Origin of the sequence: Paenibacillus sp. GM1FR, from assembly GCF_002803315.1 — a bacterium.
GTDB lineage: Bacteria > Bacillota > Bacilli > Paenibacillales > Paenibacillaceae > Paenibacillus > Paenibacillus amylolyticus.
Map to the genome: position 1 here is coordinate 138,938 of NZ_MKZL01000022.1, position 18,578 is coordinate 157,515.

15 protein-coding genes are annotated in these 18,578 nt (G+C 47.7%); 8 read left to right on the forward strand and 7 right to left on the reverse strand.

All coding sequences use genetic code 11. The features are described 5' to 3' along the window. Positions 1-204: 204 nt before the first annotated feature. The 4 genes from PAEAM_RS16290 to cydC are packed head-to-tail and all read left to right on the forward strand — an operon-like array spanning position 205 to position 6,471. Positions 205-1,620 (forward strand): cytochrome ubiquinol oxidase subunit I, encoded by a 1,416-nt coding sequence (locus tag PAEAM_RS16290; protein ID WP_047840834.1) that lies wholly within the window; start codon positions 205-207, stop codon positions 1,618-1,620. After that, positions 1,565-2,620, forward strand: a complete 1,056-nt coding sequence (cydB, locus tag PAEAM_RS16295) for a cytochrome d ubiquinol oxidase subunit II (RefSeq protein ID WP_243391384.1) — start codon at positions 1,565-1,567, stop codon at positions 2,618-2,620. The genes PAEAM_RS16290 and cydB overlap by 56 nt, the downstream gene beginning before the upstream one ends. 1 nt (position 2,621) lies before the next feature. Continuing rightward, positions 2,622-4,532, forward strand: a complete 1,911-nt coding sequence (cydD, locus tag PAEAM_RS16300; protein ID WP_100528256.1) for a thiol reductant ABC exporter subunit CydD — start codon at positions 2,622-2,624, stop codon at positions 4,530-4,532. 1 nt (position 4,533) lies between these two features. Next, a complete protein-coding gene (gene cydC, locus PAEAM_RS16305) occupies positions 4,534-6,471 on the forward strand; it encodes a thiol reductant ABC exporter subunit CydC (protein ID WP_100528257.1) in 1,938 nt (645 codons plus the stop codon). A gap of 200 nt (positions 6,472-6,671) precedes the next feature. Here cydC and PAEAM_RS16310 read toward each other — a convergent pair whose 3' ends face one another. Beyond that, positions 6,672-7,703 carry a LacI family DNA-binding transcriptional regulator gene (locus PAEAM_RS16310; RefSeq protein WP_100528501.1) on the reverse strand — a complete coding sequence of 344 codons (1,032 nt, stop codon included), beginning with the start codon at positions 7,701-7,703 and terminating at the stop codon, positions 6,672-6,674. Positions 7,704-8,193: 490 nt separating this feature from the next. On the opposite strand from PAEAM_RS16310, the gene PAEAM_RS16315 reads away from it, so the two are divergent. From PAEAM_RS16315 to PAEAM_RS16325, 3 genes are all read left to right on the forward strand, one after another. After that, on the forward strand, positions 8,194-9,537 hold the full coding sequence (locus PAEAM_RS16315; RefSeq protein ID WP_100528258.1) for an ABC transporter substrate-binding protein: 1,344 nt from the start codon (positions 8,194-8,196) through the stop codon (positions 9,535-9,537). A 138-nt stretch (positions 9,538-9,675) separates the two neighbouring features. After that, a complete protein-coding gene (locus tag PAEAM_RS16320; RefSeq protein ID WP_036613007.1) occupies positions 9,676-10,569 on the forward strand; it encodes a carbohydrate ABC transporter permease in 894 nt (297 codons plus the stop codon). Further along, positions 10,569-11,387, forward strand: coding sequence for a carbohydrate ABC transporter permease (locus PAEAM_RS16325; RefSeq protein ID WP_100528259.1), 819 nt, complete (start codon positions 10,569-10,571; stop codon positions 11,385-11,387). The genes PAEAM_RS16320 and PAEAM_RS16325 overlap by 1 nt, the downstream gene beginning before the upstream one ends. A gap of 121 nt (positions 11,388-11,508) precedes the next feature. Here the strand turns inward: PAEAM_RS16325 and PAEAM_RS16330 are convergent, their stop codons facing one another. The 3 genes from PAEAM_RS16330 to PAEAM_RS16340 form a co-directional block, all read right to left on the reverse strand. Beyond that, positions 11,509-12,468 carry an MraY family glycosyltransferase gene (locus PAEAM_RS16330; RefSeq protein ID WP_036613004.1) on the reverse strand — a complete coding sequence of 320 codons (960 nt, stop codon included), beginning with the start codon at positions 12,466-12,468 and terminating at the stop codon, positions 11,509-11,511. A 118-nt stretch (positions 12,469-12,586) separates the two neighbouring features. Further along, a complete protein-coding gene (locus PAEAM_RS16335) occupies positions 12,587-13,402 on the reverse strand; it encodes a hypothetical protein (protein ID WP_100528260.1) in 816 nt (271 codons plus the stop codon). 63 nt (positions 13,403-13,465) lie between these two features. Then, positions 13,466-13,783, reverse strand: a complete 318-nt coding sequence (locus tag PAEAM_RS16340; RefSeq protein ID WP_076329268.1) for an ArsR/SmtB family transcription factor — start codon at positions 13,781-13,783, stop codon at positions 13,466-13,468. A 354-nt stretch (positions 13,784-14,137) separates the two neighbouring features. On the opposite strand from PAEAM_RS16340, the gene PAEAM_RS16345 reads away from it, so the two are divergent. Further along, a complete protein-coding gene (locus tag PAEAM_RS16345) occupies positions 14,138-14,527 on the forward strand; it encodes a nuclear transport factor 2 family protein (RefSeq protein ID WP_100528261.1) in 390 nt (129 codons plus the stop codon). Between the two features lie 600 nt (positions 14,528-15,127). Here the strand turns inward: PAEAM_RS16345 and gntK are convergent. From gntK to PAEAM_RS16360, 3 genes are all read right to left on the reverse strand, one after another. Beyond that, positions 15,128-16,678 carry a gluconokinase gene (gene gntK, locus PAEAM_RS16350; RefSeq protein WP_100528262.1) on the reverse strand — a complete coding sequence of 517 codons (1,551 nt, stop codon included), beginning with the start codon at positions 16,676-16,678 and terminating at the stop codon, positions 15,128-15,130. 121 nt (positions 16,679-16,799) lie between these two features. Continuing rightward, complete coding sequence (locus PAEAM_RS16355) at positions 16,800-17,627, reverse strand: carbohydrate ABC transporter permease (protein WP_036612996.1); 828 nt, start codon at positions 17,625-17,627, stop codon at positions 16,800-16,802. A gap of 20 nt (positions 17,628-17,647) precedes the next feature. After that, entirely contained in the window at positions 17,648-18,514 is an 867-nt protein-coding gene (locus tag PAEAM_RS16360; protein WP_036613110.1) for a carbohydrate ABC transporter permease, read from the reverse strand. Between the last annotated feature and the right edge of the window lie 64 nt (positions 18,515-18,578).

Sequence of the window (18,578 nt, forward strand, 5' to 3'; positions counted from 1 at the left end):
GATAATAGGCTGAATTTTATCTTTTGTGTGACCAGGATCACTTTTTTTTGCTCTAGAGACGAAGATTGTGATAATTCTCACATGTATAAAATAGGTAATCTGGCACAATACGTTCATCAACGTATTTGGCGGACAGACAGCGAAGGTGCAGCTTCAATGCCAGATACGCATACTGCGAAGTGAACAGAAAGAAGGGGTAACGGTATGGATCCGATTATGTTATCGCGTATCCAATATGCACTTACAACGATTTTCCATTTCTTTTTTGTCCCGCTATCCATCGGTCTTGTACTGTTGGTTGCGATTATGGAGACGTTGTACGTTGTTAAGGGTAAGGAGATCTACAAAACGATGGCGAAGTTCTGGGGCAAGCTGTTCCTGATTAACTTTGCCGTCGGGGTTGTCACAGGTATTTTGCAAGAGTTCCAGTTCGGCATGAACTGGTCCGAGTACTCCCGATTTGTCGGGGACGTATTCGGTGCGCCACTGGCTATTGAAGCGCTACTGGCGTTTTTTATGGAGTCTACATTTATTGGATTGTGGATATTTGGCTGGGATCGTTTGTCCAAAAAAGTGCATCTGGCCTGCATCTGGCTGGTGTTTGTTGGCACATTCCTGTCCGCGCTGTGGATTCTGGCAGCCAATTCATTTATGCAACATCCTGTTGGGTTTGAGATTAACAACGGCCGAGCTGAGATGAATGATTTCTTTGCACTCATCACAAATGGTCAGCTTCTCGTCGAGTTCCCACATACAATCTTTGGGGCATTGATGACAGGGGCCTTCGTCGTAACCGGGATCAGTGCCTACAAATTGATGAAAAAGCAGGATGTGGAGATCTTCCGCAAATCGTTTAATATCGCGATCATTATCGCTCTTGTTTCTTCATTCGGCGTCGCATTCTCGGGTCACTTCCAGGCGCAATATCTGGTGGAGACACAGCCGATGAAGATGGCAGCCAGTGAGGGCACATGGACAACGACAGAAGATCCGGCACCATGGACGGTGGTCGCCTTTATTGACCCGGATAAACAGGAGAGTACGGGTGAGATCAAAATCCCCGGATTGCTCAGTTATCTGTCCTACAGCAAGTTCTCCGGTAGTGTCAAAGGTATGAAGGAACTTCAAGCTGAGTATGAACAGACGTATGGACCGGGGGACTACATCCCGCCGGTACGGACAACATTCTGGAGTTTCCGCATTATGATCGCAGCGGGTGGTTTAATGATTGCATTGGCGCTATACGGTACGTTCCTAGCCATGCGTAAGAAGCTGGAGGTCGCTGGAAAGTGGTTTATGCGTCTGATGGTGTTCGCCATCTCCCTGCCGTTTATCGCCAATACGTCAGGTTGGATTATGACCGAAGTAGGAAGACAGCCATGGACGGTATTTGGCTATATGACAACCGAAGCCGGGGTCTCGCCGAACGTATCCGCAGGAATGATCCTGTTCTCGACCATCGCTTTTACCGCTGCGTATACGGTTCTCGGAATCGTGATGGTATACCTGTTCGTACGTGAGATCAAAGCAGGACCGTTTGCGGTCGAGAAGCCAGAAGATCACGATGAATCGGCCGATCCGTTCGGCGTGGATGGAGGTTATTCCGTTGTCACTAAGTGAGTTGTGGTTTTTGCTGATTGCCGTATTGTTTGTTGGTTTCTTCTTTTTGGAAGGTTTTGATTTTGGTGTGGGGATGTCTACAGGCATTATTGCCAAAACAGATCGTGAACGCCGGACCCTGATTAACTCAATCGGTCCGTTCTGGGATGGTAATGAAGTATGGCTGATTACGGCAGGGGGCGCGATGTTTGCTGCCTTCCCGCACTGGTATGCCACGTTGTTCAGTGGTTTTTACCTGCCACTTGTGGTGGTGTTACTCGCCTTGATTGGCCGCGGAGTTGCTTTCGAATTCCGCAGTAAAATAAAACAGCAGCGCTGGCGCAAAACATGGGACATCATCATTGTTGTCTCCAGCGCGCTGTTGCCTTTCCTGTTCGGCGTGGTCTTTGCCACATTGATGAAAGGTCTGCCCATTGATGGGGAGATGCAGTTGCGTGCAGGATTCCTCGATATTGTTAATCCGTACACCGTGATTGGTGGCTTGAGTGTAACCCTGTTGTGTCTGGTTCATGGATTGCTGTTTGCATCACTACGAACAGTAGGTGATCTTAGAGAGCGTGCCTTGAAGACAGCGCAAAAATTGATGCTGCCGCTGGCTGCACTACTCGCTGTTTACGCGTTAATGACGTATTTCATGACGGATGTGTTCGCCGTACGAGGCTGGGCTCTTTGGATCATGGTTGTACTTGGCGCAGTTTCGCTTGCACTTGCGGCATACTTTGTTCGTCAGAAGCGTGAAGGCTGGGCTTTTGGTATGACTGGGGCAGTGATTGCCATTGCCATTGCCTCGGTCTTTATCGGACTTTTCCCAAGAGTGATGGTGAGTTCCTTTGGGGCGGCATATGACCTGACTGTATACAACGCCGCATCCGGCGCTTATTCATTGAAAGTAATGACCATTGTAGCTTGCACATTGCTGCCGTTTGTTCTTGGCTATCAGATCTGGAGTTATTATATCTTCCGCAAACGTCTGAACGAGCAGCACCACCTGGAGTACTGATATGGGACGGGGGCTGATGAAGCTGCCGGGCATCCGGCCGGTACTTGCGCTGGCCTCAGCGCTGGTGCTGCTACAGGCGATGACGATCATTATGCAGGCTAAATGGCTAGCACAGGCCATAACGGCATTATTTGAAGGTTCATCCGTAACGGAGCAGTACCCTGTACTGCTGCTGTTCCTGGCTGCTTTTGCCGCCCGCTACGCCCTATCCTTCTGGTTACAACTCGTGACTTCACGATATGCGGAGAGGACAGGGACTGATCTGCGCAGACAGATGGTGGAGCAGTGGTTCAGGCTCGGGCCGCGTTATGCCAAGACAGAGGGCACAGGCCATCTGGTCACACTGGCACGTGAGGGAACAGCTCAATACAAGACGTATCTGGAACTATTTATTCCTCGCATGCTGGGCATAGGATTCACACCCATCGTCATTTTGCTGTATGTGTTCAAGCTGGATCTGATGTCCGGGGTTATTCTGATGCTGACACTCCCAATCCTGATCGTATTCATGATTCTGATTGGCCTCGCAGCTCAGCGTAAGATAGACGGACAATTCAGATCTTACAAAGCACTCGCCAACCATTTTGTTGATACCCTGCGGGGGCTGGAAACGCTAAAAACATTGGGACAGAGCAAAACACATGAAGGGTCCATTTTGCGGGTCAGTCAGCGGTATCGGAAAGCAACGATGTCTACGCTGCGCATGGCTTTTCTTTCTTCGTTTGCACTCGATTTCTTTACGATGTTGTCCGTTGCTTCCGTAGCGGTTGGTCTGGGATTACGTCTGACAGAAGGGCATATGCTGCTTGGCCCTGCGCTGACGGTACTGATCTTGGCACCCGAATATTTCCTGCCTGTACGTATGCTCGGCGCTGATTATCATGCCACATTGGACGGTAAGGAAGCTGGAGCGGCTATCAACCAAGTGATTGAACGGGGGAAAGCTGCTGAACGGAAACAAAAAGAAGCTTATGCAAACGTTGTTGCGCATGCGGACATGGCAGAGGATGGGACGGGATCTGCATCATCGTTATCTTCGGGTAAAAGGAAAGCAGGCACTTCGACCATACGTGTCGTGTTGAATGATAAAATGGCTGCGGGGCATCTTGATTCTGCTTCTGTTTCTACTACTCCTGAGCTTGTTTCTTCCTCTTCCTCAGTGTTCTCTTGGAATGAGAATAGCAGATTGGCTCTAACGGATGTACAGGTACGGCATGATGATGAAGGTCCTTATTCGCTAAAGGATGTCACATTTCAGATCATGGGTCTTGGCAAAATCGGTATTATTGGCGCCAGCGGAGCAGGCAAATCCACGTTGATTGATGTATTGGCTGGATTTCAGCTGCCTACTTCAGGCCAAGTATTAGCCAACGGACAGCCTGTGACACAGGATATGCTTGAATCCTGGCGAAGACAGACAGCAGCTATCCCGCAGCATCCGTATATTTTCAGTGGAAGCCTGGCCGATAACGTTCGTTTCTACATGCCGGAGGCATCGGATGCGGAAGTGGCGAAGGCCATTAGCGCAGCTGGATTAACCAAGCTACTGTCTTCATTATCCGGTGGGCTGCATGAGCTAATTGGGGCTGGCGGCAGACAGCTCAGTGGTGGGCAGGAGCAACGCGTGGCGCTGGCAAGGGCCTTGCTTAGTAAACGAAACATCCTGTTGCTTGATGAACCGACAGCACATCTGGATGTGGAAACAGAGTATGAACTGAAACAGACGATGCTGCCGCTGTTTGAAGGAAAACTTGTATTTTTGGCTACCCATCGTCTGCACTGGATGCCGCATATGGATCGAATTATTGTCATGGATGGCGGCACAGTGGCAGAGACGGGAACACATCAGGAATTGCTGGCACGACAAGGCGTATATTATCAGATGATTCAGGCCCAGATGGAGGCGATATAAAATGAAGTCCGGATATGAGCATATGGAGACCGTCCGTAACGAAAAAGAAAAAAATAGCTGGATTGCTCCGTATGTGGCACAGTACCGCTGGAGATTCATCGCAGTTATTGCGCTAGGTACATGCGCTGCACTGTGTGCGGTACTGCTGCTGTTTACCTCCGGATTTCTGATCTCCAAGTCTGCGCTGCGTCCTGAAAATATTCTGATGGTGTATGTACCCATTGTTGGTGTACGTGCATTTGGGATATTCCGCGCCGTGTTTCGATATATCGAGCGATTGGCAGGACATGATGCCGTACTGCGGGTATTGGCCGATCAACGGGTGAAGCTATATCGCATTCTGGAGCCGCAGGCCCTGTTCCTGCGCTCTCGTATGCAGACCGGAGATGTGCTTGGAGCACTGGCCGATGATGTGGAACGGTTGCAGGATATCTATCTGCGTACAGTCTTCCCCGCCGTTACCGCGCTTGTGATGTACGGTGGGGCTGTGATTGCCTTTGGCAGTGTTGATCTGGGATTTGCGGTGTGGATGGGCTTGTATATGTTATTTCTCGTTGCCGTGTTACCTGTAATCTCTCTGAAAGTGACGTGGAAATGGCGTATACGGCTAAAAAAGGAAAACAGCAGGTTGTATACCCGTCTGACCGACGGTGTACTTGGACTGGGAGATTGGCTTGCAAGTGGACGAGCGGCCGAATTTGTTCAGCAGCAGGAAGAGGCAGAGGAACAGGTCGACGTGATTCGTCGCAAGTTGCGGCGTTGGACACGCTGGCGTGATCTGATGGCCCAGTCTGTCATTGGCCTGCTGGTGGTATCGGTTACGTTATGGGCCGGAAATGCCGCTTCTGTCGGACAATTGCCTGCTGTGATGATTGCTGCTTTTGTACTGGTGTTATTTCCGCTCACGGAAACACTTCTGCCTGTAGGGGATGCGGTGGAGCATCTTCCCCAGTATCGAGAATCGCTGGATCGCTTGAAACAGCTCGAAGGGAAAGGGTATCTTCCGTTGCAGAATGGAGTTGGTGATGCGGATGGAACGGGCGAATCGATCTCTGTAGTAAAAAACGGCAACGTGATGGCTGGACAGACATCGGAGTCCTTGCCAGCTGCGAATGTTATCCCAGACAGACGAATTCGTCTTCGTATTCCACCCAAACTCAGAGCAGACATCGAGATTAATCTCGTAAGTTATCGTTATGCAGCGGATGATTCCTACGCCGTACAGGACGTATCCCTTCATCTGCCACAAGGCAAACGATTAGCTATTCTTGGACGAAGCGGCGGCGGCAAATCAACCTTGTTGAAGCTGATTCAGGGGGCATTGCTTCCATCTGCGGGGAAAGTTCTGATCAATAATATGCCTGTGCAGACCTTGGGTGAGAGTGTCACTGATGTCATCGCAGTGCTGAATCAGAGTCCTCACCTGTTCGACACCACGGTAGCCAATAATTTGCGGATTGGTCGTCCACATGCAACGGATGAGGAGATTCGTCAGGTGGCCGCCCAAGTAGGGTTATCCGGTCTAATCGAATCCTTGCCGCAGGGATATGATACGCCGATGCTGGAGACGGGGCTGCGTTTCTCTGGTGGGGAAAGGCAACGGATTGCTCTGGCCCGGGTACTGCTTCGGGAGACACCTGTTATTATATTGGATGAACCAACCGTAGGGCTTGATCCGGTGACGGAACGAGAGTTGATGCGGACCATTCTGGATAGCTTGCAAGGCAAAACGATGATCTGGGTGACCCATCACCTGATTGGTGCGGAACAGATGGATGAACTTATTTTTATGGAAAATGGAAAGATTGCCATGCAAGGTTCTCACGAACAATTGCTGGCTGGGGAAGAGAGATACCGCCGTCTCATCGAACTTGATCGACCCGGATGGTCTGACTTGCAGACAGTAGAGGGCAAGCTGCCTACTGCCGCTTCCAGATAGCAGGAACTTTCTCGGCAAATGGAAGTGAATAGCTTGTCTCAGGTTCATTAAAACAAAATAACACAAACAAGGGATGTCCCCTGTCATATTCATGACTTATGGGATATCCCCTTTTTGCTTCTTGGTGTGGAGTTTTATGAAAAATCGCTATGTCTATGATGTGAATTGATCTGTAGCAGCCAGTCCCAAAGACTTAACGCTCAGATCTCCTGTGCCAGCAGCATGGCTGTGCCACAGGATTGACGCACAACCAGTTCCGGCTCTACTTTAATGCAACGATTATCCATTTGTTTGTTCATCAGATCGAACAGAATCATGGCAGCAAGGCGTCCAATTTTGTCCGTATCCTGCTTGACGGTTGTTAGTGGTGGATCGGTATAACGGCAGGCTTCGATGTCGTCACAACCTGCCACAGCTATATCTTCTGGAATGCGTAACCCCACTTCCTTAAAGGCGCGAATAGCTCCAAAGGCAAGTAGATCTGTGGCTGCAAACACGGCACGTGGCAGAGTCTTGCAGGCGAGCATTTTCTTGGCCGCTTCGTATCCATCCGCTGCAGCATAATCTTTGCTGTATACAACCCACTCGGGCTTTTCATCAAGACTAAACTGATTTAGTGAACGTTTGAAAGCCATCTCTCTCTGTTGCATCACAAGAGAGGCGCGCTCCAGCCCGATAAAACCAACATCTCGATAACCGTTCATATAAAATTGTTCTACAACTTTGGTTGAGATCTTATCGTTATCGGACATGATGTAACAGGAGCTTTGTCCTGTTAGCTTGATATCTATTCCGATACAAGGAATCGGGCTGGCATCCAGGTCGAATATGCTGCTCTCGACCTCATCCCCCGCAATAATAATACAGCCATCCACTTGAAAATACTTGGATCTCGCCAAGTAGTCCTCACCCTGATCCAGAAACTTCTCATTCGAGAAGAAGAGTAGATCGTATCCAAGCAAGCCAATTTGTTTCTTAAACGCATTGATAACCTGTACGAAGAAAGGGTGGCTGAAATCCACGTTCAGCTTCCCTGCAAACACAACGCCAACGAGGCTGGATTTTTTGGTTGCCAGTGTTTTGGCTGAAGAAGATGGACGATAGCCTGTCTCTTCCATAATTTTAAGCACACGCTGGCGCGTTTCCTCGCTAATATCTGGATAGTTATTGATAATCTTGGACACCGTGGCTACAGATACGCCGGCTAAACTCGCTATCGTTTTGATATTCATAAACATCCCTCGGATTCCTAAACTGGTTTCGTAAACTGGGGCTGTATCGGTTTTTTCGCTTTCTTGCAAGTATTCTATGCTACATAGACCGGAGAGTCAACAGCAGAGAGAGGGTTTCACACTTGAAATGATATGCATCCATAGGTTTTAAGTGATCAAGGATGTTTGTTGCGAAAATAAAGACGAATTTTAGCTCGTAATCTTAATTGTTTTACAGATTTTGAGTCCAGTTAAAGGAATACCGGGTTATCTGGGGCTCTATATGAAATTATGTCATAAGCTGTGTTTCGTAACTTTCGTAACTATCGTAAAGGTTACCTTGATTTCAACGTATACAGCAATAAATAAAGCTTTTATCAAGCAGGTTGGAGCATGGGAATCAAAAAAACAAAATGACTATTTACAAAATAAAGATCTGAAGTCATAATAAGGGTGAAATTAACGAAACTGATTTCGTGGATTTAATTCAAAAATATGGGGGACAACGAAAATGAAGAAAATGACTTTAGCCATTCTACTTGTAACCGCTTTATTATGTGTGCTCGCCGCTTGTAGTAGCAGCTCTTCGGAATCAGAAGGGACTCAGGCTACAGACAGCAGCAAAAAAGTCACCTTGAAGATCATTCACTGGCAGCAAGAGAATATTAACAACTACATCAAAGAGTTTAATACGAAATTTGAAGCGAAATATCCGGACGTAAAGGTGGAATATACTACGGTTCCGGCAGACGCGACTTACGATCAGTTGATGCAAACACGGATGAACGCCGGAAGTAATGGGGACGTGGATATCATTCCACTCAAATCAAGCTTTGTAGGCGCTCCACAGGAATGGTCCAGTGGTGCTGCTGATCCGATGTGGAAGCAATGGATCGATGCCGGGTTAATCAGTGATCTGTCTGATCAATCTTTTATCAAAAACTACAATGAATTGGATGTACAGAACGCAATGACGTATAACGATAAGGTGTACGGTGTAAACATGGGCAAGGTGGCATTCACAGGACTGTTCTACAATAAGGAACTCTTCGCAAAATATAATTTGGAAATCCCTACAACCTGGGATGAATTGCAACATGTTATCAAAGTGTTCAAAGACAATGGTGTCGAAGCGCTGGGTCTGGCGGGTAAAGATGTATGGCCAATAGGTCTTGCGGTGCAAGGGCTTCAGGCCTCTATTCATGAAGATCAGCTTGCTTATATCAAAGGTCTATGGACTGGTGAAACCAAGCTGACTGATCCGGTTCAACTTGAAGTCTTGCAGAAATCTCAGGATCTGATGAACAATGCAATGCCTGGTTTCATGGGTATTGACTACGGAACATTGCCCAGTTTGTTCGCTACAGGCAAGGTGGCTATGATTGCTGACGGCACTTGGGATGCAACAACAATTCAAACGGCCAACCCTGATCTGAAGTTTGGATATTTCCCAATTCCAGGTAGCAATGATGCAGCCAAGAACAAAAATCTGGCGGGTAAATACGATATGACCTGGATGGTGGTGGATAACTCACCGAACAAGGATTACGCAATGAAATGGCTTGATATGTTATCGGAGAAAGAGAACTATACGGAATTTGTGAATGCAGCCGGATTCCTGCCAACACAGCCTGATGTGGAGATGACAAGTGAGTTTATCCAAGGCATTCAGCCTTACCTGGAGGACTTTAAACTTTCTTGGGATCAGTTGTTCATTAACCGTCAGAATGTAGGACAGTACATTTCAGAGGCCAGCGTTCACGCAGAGATGCTCAAGCCAGCCGGACCGATTGCAACACCGGAAGAGCTTGCGGGTAAATCCCAAGCGGACTGGGATGCTGCTGCTCCAAAGTAATTCATAATCATTCATATTCATGGCACAAGTTGGCCGTATGCGCCGGAATAGCGCTCGGGTCTGAGCCTTCAGGCCAGACAAGGCTGTTATTCCGGTTTTTTTATGTCTTAGTTTTACCCCATGAAAGGTGTGAGGACGATGTATCCGTTTGGGAAAGGTAAGGCAAGACTTATTCCTTATCTGTATTTGAGCATTCCGTTGTTACTTTATGTCGTGTTTGGCTTCGGTCCATCACTTGTGACGATACTGTTTTCGTTTACAGATGCTACTGGTGTTCGGGGCCAGGAATGGAGCTTTATCGGCTTTGAAAACTATAAAACATTTTTTGGTGCATCCAATGCTGGAGACCGAATGGATGCTATTGGGCGATCCTTATACTTTGCGTTTGCTGTTGTGATCATACAAAATGCAGTGGGTTTGTTTATAGCGATTTTGATCAATAAAAAGCTTAGAGGCGATAAATTATATCGCGCGGTATTCTTTTTGCCAGTGGTGCTGGGGGTTACTGTGTCTGGACTCATTTGGCAACTCGTTGCAAATCCGCTGGGCGGACCAGCCCAGTCCTTTCTGAATTTCTTGGGTACCAGTTCCAACTTTTTTGGCGATTATAATATTGCCTTCGAATTGATTATTTTTGTTCAAATCTGGATGTACATGGGTTACTCCATGACGATTTTTCTTGCAGGTCTGCAGTCTATTCCGAGTGATCTGTATGAGGCGGGTTACATGGATGGTGCTTCGGGGTGGAAAGCATTTACGAACATTACATTCCCCATGATTGCTCCTGCATTCACGGTTAACATGCTCTTGTCTATCATAGGGGCATTGCAAACCTTTGATATTATCTATGTACTTACAGGCGGCAAGTTCAATACAACGACGCTTGCGTTTGATGTTTATGCTACGGCATTTGGCACAGGAACGGCTGATTACGGTTTGGCTTCTGCTGTCGCGATGATTCAGTTCCTCTTTGTATTTACCATATCGATGGTTGCTTTATTTTATCTCCGCAGAAGAGAGGTGGAAGCGTAATGAAACAGAGTCAAACGTCCAGAATGGTCAGCTACGTTATCGTTCTGCTCATGCTTGCGTTGTACGTTTTCCCTCTATTCTATCTGTTCAATGTATCCATGAAGACACAGACAGAGTATCTGCTCGATCCTGTAGCTCTTACCGAAGGGATCAGGCTTGAGAACTTTTCCGAAGCATGGAACAAAGGGAACTTCTCTCAGTATATGTGGAACAGTGTGCTCTATACAGGGATGTCCACCCTGCTGACGTTGATTTTATCTATATTTGCTGCATTCCCGCTCGCACGCAGATATGTTAAATTCAGCACACTCATTTATATTTTCTTTCTGATTTCCATCTACCTTCCCAACCCCCTCATTCCGCAGTTTTCCCTGATCAATAATCTGGGTCTTTACAACACCCAAATCGGGTACATCTTATTGAAGACGACAGGTACGGGCATTGCCTTTCTCATGTTTGTGGGTTATATCAAATCAATATCGCGTGAACTGGATGAGGCGGCAGCCATGGACGGGAGTGGATATACACGTTATCTGTTCACTATCCTTGTTCCGTTAATGAAACCAATCCTGGCAACAGGTATTATTCTTACCGCGATTGGTGTATGGAACGATATTATCGGGCCGACCATTTATTTATCTGATCCGAATTATCAGCCGGTAACCAAAGGACTCTTTACATTTTATGGACAGTACATGAACAACTGGCCGCTGCTCGCCTGTGGTATTCTGATTGTTACCTTGCCACTGGTTGTCCTGTACGTTGCTTTGCAACGTTTCATTGTTGGAGGTGCTATGGCAGGGGCTGTTAAATCGTAAGTTAGAATCACTCCGCTTTAACTGAAAAGAAAAAAAGGCAAGCGACCCAAAAAAACATCATAAGAAAGCCACCCTCAACGCAATGAAGGTGGCTTCTATTATTTTCATCGTTATTTTGTTTTTATAACTCCACTAACATCAGAATAATGGAGGATAGACACAGACATGTGCTGACTAGATACAGCACACCCACCACCTGATTTTGATTCAATCCGGCACGCAGCAACCGATAATGAGCTTGACTTGCATCGGCCTGATAGATCGCTTTACCTTGAATGAAACGTTTGATAACGACAAAGATGTTGTCGAAGATCGGTACACCCAGCGCCAGAATCGGAATGAAGATGGACAACATGGTTGCTTGTTTGAATGCACCATCCAGAGCGATAACCGCCAGAATGAAGCCAAGGAACGTAGCGCCTGCATCACCCATGAACACTTTGGCAGGAGCTTTGTTGTACTTCAGATAACCAATCGTTACACCGACCAGAATGATCGACATGAGTGCGGAATCACTTTGACCTTTGGCAAGCGCCACGATGAACAGGGTAATTGCCGAGATGGCCGATAACCCGCCAGCCAGTCCGTCCATGCCGTCCGAGAAGTTGATGACTGTTGTCACCCCGAAGATCCACAGGATCGTGAGAATGAATTGCAGCCAGATCGGAAGCATGACATATTCCGCGTTGAAGGGATTCACAAATCCGGTGAACGCAATGCCAGAAGCAAATACGAGTACTGCCGCAGAGACTTGTACGAGCATTTTGGGCAGGGCAGGAAAATCTTTGCCTTTTGTTTTGTACCAGTCGTCGACGGTACCAATCGTTAGCAGAAGCATACCACCAGCGACAAGAGCCGCTGTTTCCCATGTGATTTCTTTCGTCAGAGCAATGTATGTCAGGAAAAATCCAGTAAATATCGCGTAACTCGCCGTGAGCGGGATAGGTTGCCTGTGTAGCTTACGCTCCACATCTTCCCGAGGCTTGTCCACAAAATCGAGCCGGTGAGCCAATCGACCAAGCGGTGGAATAAGCAGAACCACGACAGCAAAAGACACTATAAAAGCCAGTATGTATACCATAAACTCGCTTGTTTCACTCCCATCTACCAATTTCCCCTTATTATACGAGTTAAACAGGAAATCTGTCGATGTCATTATTGTAACCAGACGTACGCAAAGGTGAGCAAAAGTTCAGGTTTTATTGCATGTGAGGAAGATAGGAGCCGAAATAATGTTTTACGGCTTCTGTATGATATCCATCATCACCTTGCCAGGTTGCTGCAAAGACAAAATCACTGGAACCACCTTTGCGTTTTCTCGGTTTATCTCCAGGAGCCAGTATGCCGGCTGCCGCCCAGATTTCCAGCAGGGCATCCCGCTCCTGTTTGCTGGAAGGGAAGAGATCCTTCCACTTCTTCTCAAGTGAGCGAGCACTGTCTTTGGGGTCTTCCGTCTGAGCTGCTTCAAGCAGGTTGACCAGGATGGCTTGGTCTTCAGGAGTTACTTCATAGTTCGCATCGTTGTCCTGAAGCAGTAATTCCAAATCCATTAGGCAATAGATAAGCCAGCCATGACGCACGCCGCCCCACTTGATCCGTTCAAAGTTCAGGACGTTTAAGTCGACGTTGGAATATTCCTTGTCTGACTGCAAACGCAGGAAGTTACAATCTCCACAGGCACTGGTGTTAGGGTGAAGGGCAGGGCGCTCTGCATAGGTGTGTAAAGGCATGTTCGATGTTAAAGCCCAGCTGGATAATGCGCTGCGTAGATAGGCTTTTTTGGTGGACAGACTATGTAGAAATGCCGAAATCACCCGTTCCTTAAACGAGTCCTCCTGATGCATGTCGTACAGACGCTGGACAATCTCGTCATGCGTTATCGTGAGTGGATCGAACATAACACCTTTGCTTTTGGCGTATTCAAATTCCTCCCCGGAGAAGGGTAGAGAGGTTGTTTTCCAGCCACCACCGCCCCAGAAGGTGCTCAGCAGTATCTTTGCCGCTTTTTTGTCCATATGGTTAGCCTCCTTTATGGGAATTGCGATTATGATGAATGTGATTCTTTATCTCAGACCTACTTAATGTGCGTATTCCTCGGTTGTATTCAGAATCATGTCGACGAGGCCTGGAAAACGTACGTTTAGTTCTTCCTTTCGTAGGGAATAAAAGTGCTGTTTACCTTCAATGCGTGGCTGGATCACGCCAGCTTCACGTAAAATTTTGATGTGATGGGACAACGTGGATTTGGAAATATGGTCTACTTCGAAAGCGGAACAGTTTTTCTCGCCAGAGCTGGCCAGACAGTGTGCAATTTTCATGCGGATCGGATCGCCCAATGCATTGCAGACCGTGGTCAGCTTCAGTTCCGAAGCCATAGGTATCGTTGGAGTTCTCATATCTATGACGTTAGCATATTCGGCTTTCTCTTTCAATGTTTGAAATATTTCGAACTATAGAAGTTGAACTTGTAACTATTACACTTGTTTACTCCGATTGCAGTACCATCTTTCGATCGCTCTTATCCCCAGATTTTCTTTATTCCCTTGGTCCAAGGGAAAAATCCGGTGATAAAGGCGAACGCTTCGCTTCTTCAGATTGGTTCTGCACTCTCCGTGTTAGTGTAAAAGTCGGTCTCAACTTATATATTTCTTGCAGGCAGTATAAGAAGTATGATACATTTCTTTTCAATAGTTCGAAAATATTCGAACTGAAAGATTGGAAAACGGCTTTTTATTCTAGGAGGAATATAAATGAGTACTATGAGTACCACTACACTGTTGAACAACTATTTCCGTTTATTTGATGCTTCACGTACAGATGAGCGCGCCATGCAGGATTTATTGTCCCTGTTTACACCTGACGCAGAGATTGTGCTTAACGGCACCAGCAGATCAGGATTCGATGGTTTCATGAAAGCTTTCTACGAGTACAATAAGGATGTAAAACATATGTGGGACGCCTGGGTGCAACAGCCTGACGGCAGCTACCAGACCAACTGGGCGGTATGTGGACAAGCGGCAGACGGAACGGTATATGCCAAAGCAGGCATCGATATCGCACGTGTAAATGATGCGGGACAGATTGTGTATCTGGAGAATGTACAGGCCGACCAGAATGCGTTCAGCAAGTATAATCAGTAATAGCGGAGTATAAATGGTAATAATGAAACGTTAGGAAACGAAGCTCTACAGTCTTTCAAGCTGTGGGGCTTTTTTTGGTCGCATATTTAGGTGATTTGAACGGCGCTGAGGACGAGGGCTTCATCATTCTGTTAGCACAGTTTCTACAGGTAAATTGGTACACAAAAACTGTACATGAAGATTTGTACATAAAAATCTGTTCATGAAAAAGACCCTCCCACCTGTTTTAAACATGGCGGATGGTCCTCATGAACGTGCATAAGACGTAGTCGCTAGAGCCTTAGTTTATTCTGAGCCAGACGCAGCTTAGGAGATGGTGTCTTGCTGCATGGAAACGATGTTCTTTCAATTCTAACGAATCTGAGACGTGCTATTGGAGGGTATTTGGCAAAAGTAATTTTCTAACGAACCACAGACACGTTAATAGGCTAAATTTTCAGTTCTTGTGCAGGTTTTTACCCATGTAAGCCGATATAAGGTGGCTCAGGTTCGTTAGATTTTGAAAACATGCTAAAAGCTTCAAATAAGACGTCTACGATTCGTTAGCGTATTCCATGTTCGACTTTTTGAATCTCCGACGTGTAACATCCCACTCCTTCCCTACACCTGCATCGTCTTATTCTGAAAGGCAGCGATATCCGCATACTCTTCTTCGAATTTGCGGGAGATGCGGATGAAGATCGGCAGCAGTTCCCGGTAGACGCGGACACTGTCCGGGTCTGGTTGGTGCCGATGCGTTGATCCGATCATGCCGGAGACGGCGCTCAGGGAATCGATGCGGCCAAGGGCGTACAAGCCCAGTACGGCTGCGCCGAGACAGGAGCTTTCAATACTTTCGGGGATGATGACATCCTGATCGAAAATATCGGCCATCATCTGCCGCCACAACTCAGAGCGGGCGAAGCCGCCTGTGGCCTGGATTTTTTTCGGACGACCGATTTTTTCTTCAATCGCCAACATGACCGTGTACAGGTTAAACAACACACCTTCGAGCGCAGCGCGAATCATATGTTCTTTCTTATGATGCAGCGTCAGACCGAAAAATGAGCCGCGTGCGTTCGGATTCCAGAGTGGAGCCCGCTCACCCGTCATATACGGATGGAACAAGAGACCTTCCGAACCCGGAGGTACGTTTTCTGCGACACGAGTGAGCACTTCATATGGATCGATGCCAAGTCGTTTCGCAGTCTCCACCTCGGAAGCTGCAAACTCGTCCCGAATCCAGCGGAAAATAACACCGCCATTGTTCACCGGTCCACCAATGACCCAGGCATCCTCCGTGAGCGCATAACAGAAGAAGCGTCCTTTGGGATCGGTCACCGGTTTATCTACGACTGTACGAATCGCTCCACTGGTACCAATGGTCACGGCCACGACGCCCGGATCAATGGCGTTCACGCCCAGATTGGAGAGCACACCATCACTTGCACCGATGACAAATGGTGTGGTGACCGCAATGCCCATCTCCTTGGCGTACTCCGGGTGCAACCCATGTTTCAGCACATGTGTGGTTGGGACCAATCGGGACAAGTGTTCCGGCGTGATGCCCGCCACATGCAGTGCTTCTGCATCCCAGTCGAGTTTCTCCAGATTCATGAGTCCGGTTGCGGAGGCCATGGAGTGATCAATGACGTATTCAGAAAATAATTTATAGAAAACATATTCTTTCATGGATATGAATTTGTGCGTCTGTCTGAACAATTCAGGCTGATCCCGGGTGAGCCACATGATCTTGGTGAGAGGGGACATCGGATGAATCGGCGTACCTGTTCTCAGATAGATTTCGTGACCATTCATCTCGGATTTGAGTGCTTCGGTCCACTCGGCACTGCGATTATCTGCCCAAGTCATGGCTCGCATCAGCGGTTTGCCGTGTTGATCGACAGGCAGAATACTGTGCATGGCTGAGCTGAACGATACAAACAGGATGTCCTCTGGCTTCACTCCCGCTTTGGACGTGGCCTGATTAACGGACTCGATGACTGCTTTGAAAATATCTTCCGCATCCTGCTCCGCAATCGCAGGTGTGGGGGTGTGCAGCGGATAATCGGCACTGCCTTGTGCCACAATGGTTCCGTTCTGTTCGAACAAGACGGCCTTGGTGGAGGTTGTGCCGATATCTACGCCGATCATATAGGGTGAAGAAGCCATTTTGTCATCCCTCTTTCTTAAATATATAAGGTGGTGCTTTTCATCCAACTTATATGGCATCTGTTATTTCATCTATAGATAAGAATATCAGACTTGAGGGATGGATCAAAATGCCACAACCTTAGTCCTTCACCGCCCCTGCGGCAATATCCGAAATAAACTGGCGGCTGATGAACAGGAACATAACGATGAGCGGAATGACGGCAAGCAACGTACCAGCGATAACCATTGCATAGTCTGTGTTATACAACCCGTTTAATTGAGACAACGCAATCTGCAACGTGTATTTGCGTTCATCCGTCAGGACGATCAAAGGCCACAGATAATCATTCCATACGCCGATAAAGGTGAACGCGCCGAGGAAAGCAAAGGCAGGTCGCAGAATTGGCAGGGCTACGTTCCAATAGAGCCGGAAGAAATTACAGCCGTCGATGCGGCCTGCATCCAGCAGATCGTTCGGAATCGACTCTGTTGCATACTGGCGAATCCAGAAGATGCCGAAGGCGTTCACCATGCCCGGAATAATGAGGGCTTTGAAGGAACCGACCCAGCCGAAGGTAGCCATGAGTACGAAGGAAGGCACCAGCGACAGCTGGGAAGGTACCATCATGGTTGCGAGCAGCAAGATGAAGAGCCACTTTTTGCCGGGGAATTCAAACTTCGCAAACGCAAATCCCGCCAGTGAGTCAAAAAACAGCACCAGGATCGTGACTAAGCCCGACACAAACAACGTATTCAGAAAGGCGCCCCAGAAGTCAATCTGCTGTAACACCCGCGTAATATTATTCCACAATTCGCCCCCGAACCAGAGCTGGGGCGGGAACTTGTAGATATCGGACGTTGTCCGGGTGGACATTACAATCAGCCAATAGAACGGGAACATGGATATGAGCATGCCCCCGATAAGACCGGTATACAACACCAGCGATTTGAGGTGTTTGGTCGCCATGTGCGCTCCCCCTTATCACATCAGGATGATTTGCCTTGAACAAGCTTCCAGTTCACAATCGAGAACAGGGCGATAATGAGGAACATGCCCCAACCAACGGCAGCACCATATCCGAAGTAATTGTTAATGAAGGATTCACGGTAGAGGTACAATACAATCGTCATGCCTGCTGCACCAGCGCCGCCATCATTGCCCACCAATACTTGTGGCTCGGTGAACAGTTGCATTCCGCCGATCGTTGACGTAATGACCGTAAACAGGATCACAGGACGCAGCATCGGAATTGTAATTCGGAAAAAGGACTGTATCGCTGATGCGCCATCAATCTTGGCCGCTTCGTATAATGTCTGCGGAATACTCTGAAGTCCGGCCAGATAGATGACGGCGTTATATCCGGTCCAGCGCCAGACCACCATGGAGGAGATTGCGACTTTAATGCCCCATGGTGCATTAAGCCACTCCACAACAGGTAGCCCGACCGACTGCAACAGATAATTGAGAAAGCCATAATTGTTGGCAAATAAAGCACCGAAGATAATGGCTACCGCTACAATGGATGTGACGTTTGGCAGAAAATAACCGACCCGAAACAGGGTACGGAACTTCACAAATGGTGCATGCAGCAAAAAGGCAATAATCAGGGCGAAGAAGAGCATCGGAATCGTCGAATAGATCCAGATCATGAACGTGTTGCCCACGGCTTGCCAAAACTCGGCATCGGTCAGCATGTATTTGAAATTGTTGAGTCCGTTAAACGTCATGACACCGATGCCATCCCATTTATGAAAAGCCAGATAGAGTGAGAATCCGATCGGGAACAGCCCAAATACCGCAAACAGAATGTAAAACGGCGATATCGCAACATAGAGTGCACGATGCTCCCACATTCTGGCCCACAGTGACTTCTGCCGATCCAGATCAGGTCTTGCATTTCCGGGATCGGGAGTAAGA

Bases quoted from the DNA above. Each gene is read 5' to 3' on its own strand.
- PAEAM_RS16290 (WP_047840834.1), top strand. From the start codon at position 205: ATGGATCCGATTATGTTATCGCGTATCCAATATGCACTTACAACGATT.
- cydB (WP_243391384.1), top strand. From the start codon at position 1,565: ATGAATCGGCCGATCCGTTCGGCGTGGATGGAGGTTATTCCGTTGTCA.
- cydD (WP_100528256.1), top strand. From the start codon at position 2,622: ATGGGACGGGGGCTGATGAAGCTGCCGGGCATCCGGCCGGTACTTGCG.
- cydC (WP_100528257.1), top strand. From the start codon at position 4,534: ATGAAGTCCGGATATGAGCATATGGAGACCGTCCGTAACGAAAAAGAA.
- PAEAM_RS16310 (WP_100528501.1), bottom strand. From the start codon at position 7,703: ATGAATATCAAAACGATAGCGAGTTTAGCCGGCGTATCTGTAGCCACG.
- PAEAM_RS16315 (WP_100528258.1), top strand. From the start codon at position 8,194: ATGAAGAAAATGACTTTAGCCATTCTACTTGTAACCGCTTTATTATGT.
- PAEAM_RS16320 (WP_036613007.1), top strand. From the start codon at position 9,676: ATGTATCCGTTTGGGAAAGGTAAGGCAAGACTTATTCCTTATCTGTAT.
- PAEAM_RS16325 (WP_100528259.1), top strand. From the start codon at position 10,569: ATGAAACAGAGTCAAACGTCCAGAATGGTCAGCTACGTTATCGTTCTG.
- PAEAM_RS16330 (WP_036613004.1), bottom strand. From the start codon at position 12,468: ATGGTATACATACTGGCTTTTATAGTGTCTTTTGCTGTCGTGGTTCTG.
- PAEAM_RS16335 (WP_100528260.1), bottom strand. From the start codon at position 13,402: ATGGACAAAAAAGCGGCAAAGATACTGCTGAGCACCTTCTGGGGCGGT.
- PAEAM_RS16340 (WP_076329268.1), bottom strand. From the start codon at position 13,783: ATGAGAACTCCAACGATACCTATGGCTTCGGAACTGAAGCTGACCACG.
- PAEAM_RS16345 (WP_100528261.1), top strand. From the start codon at position 14,138: ATGAGTACTATGAGTACCACTACACTGTTGAACAACTATTTCCGTTTA.
- gntK (WP_100528262.1), bottom strand. From the start codon at position 16,678: ATGGCTTCTTCACCCTATATGATCGGCGTAGATATCGGCACAACCTCC.
- PAEAM_RS16355 (WP_036612996.1), bottom strand. From the start codon at position 17,627: ATGGCGACCAAACACCTCAAATCGCTGGTGTTGTATACCGGTCTTATC.
- PAEAM_RS16360 (WP_036613110.1), bottom strand. From the start codon at position 18,514: ATGTGGGAGCATCGTGCACTCTATGTTGCGATATCGCCGTTTTACATT.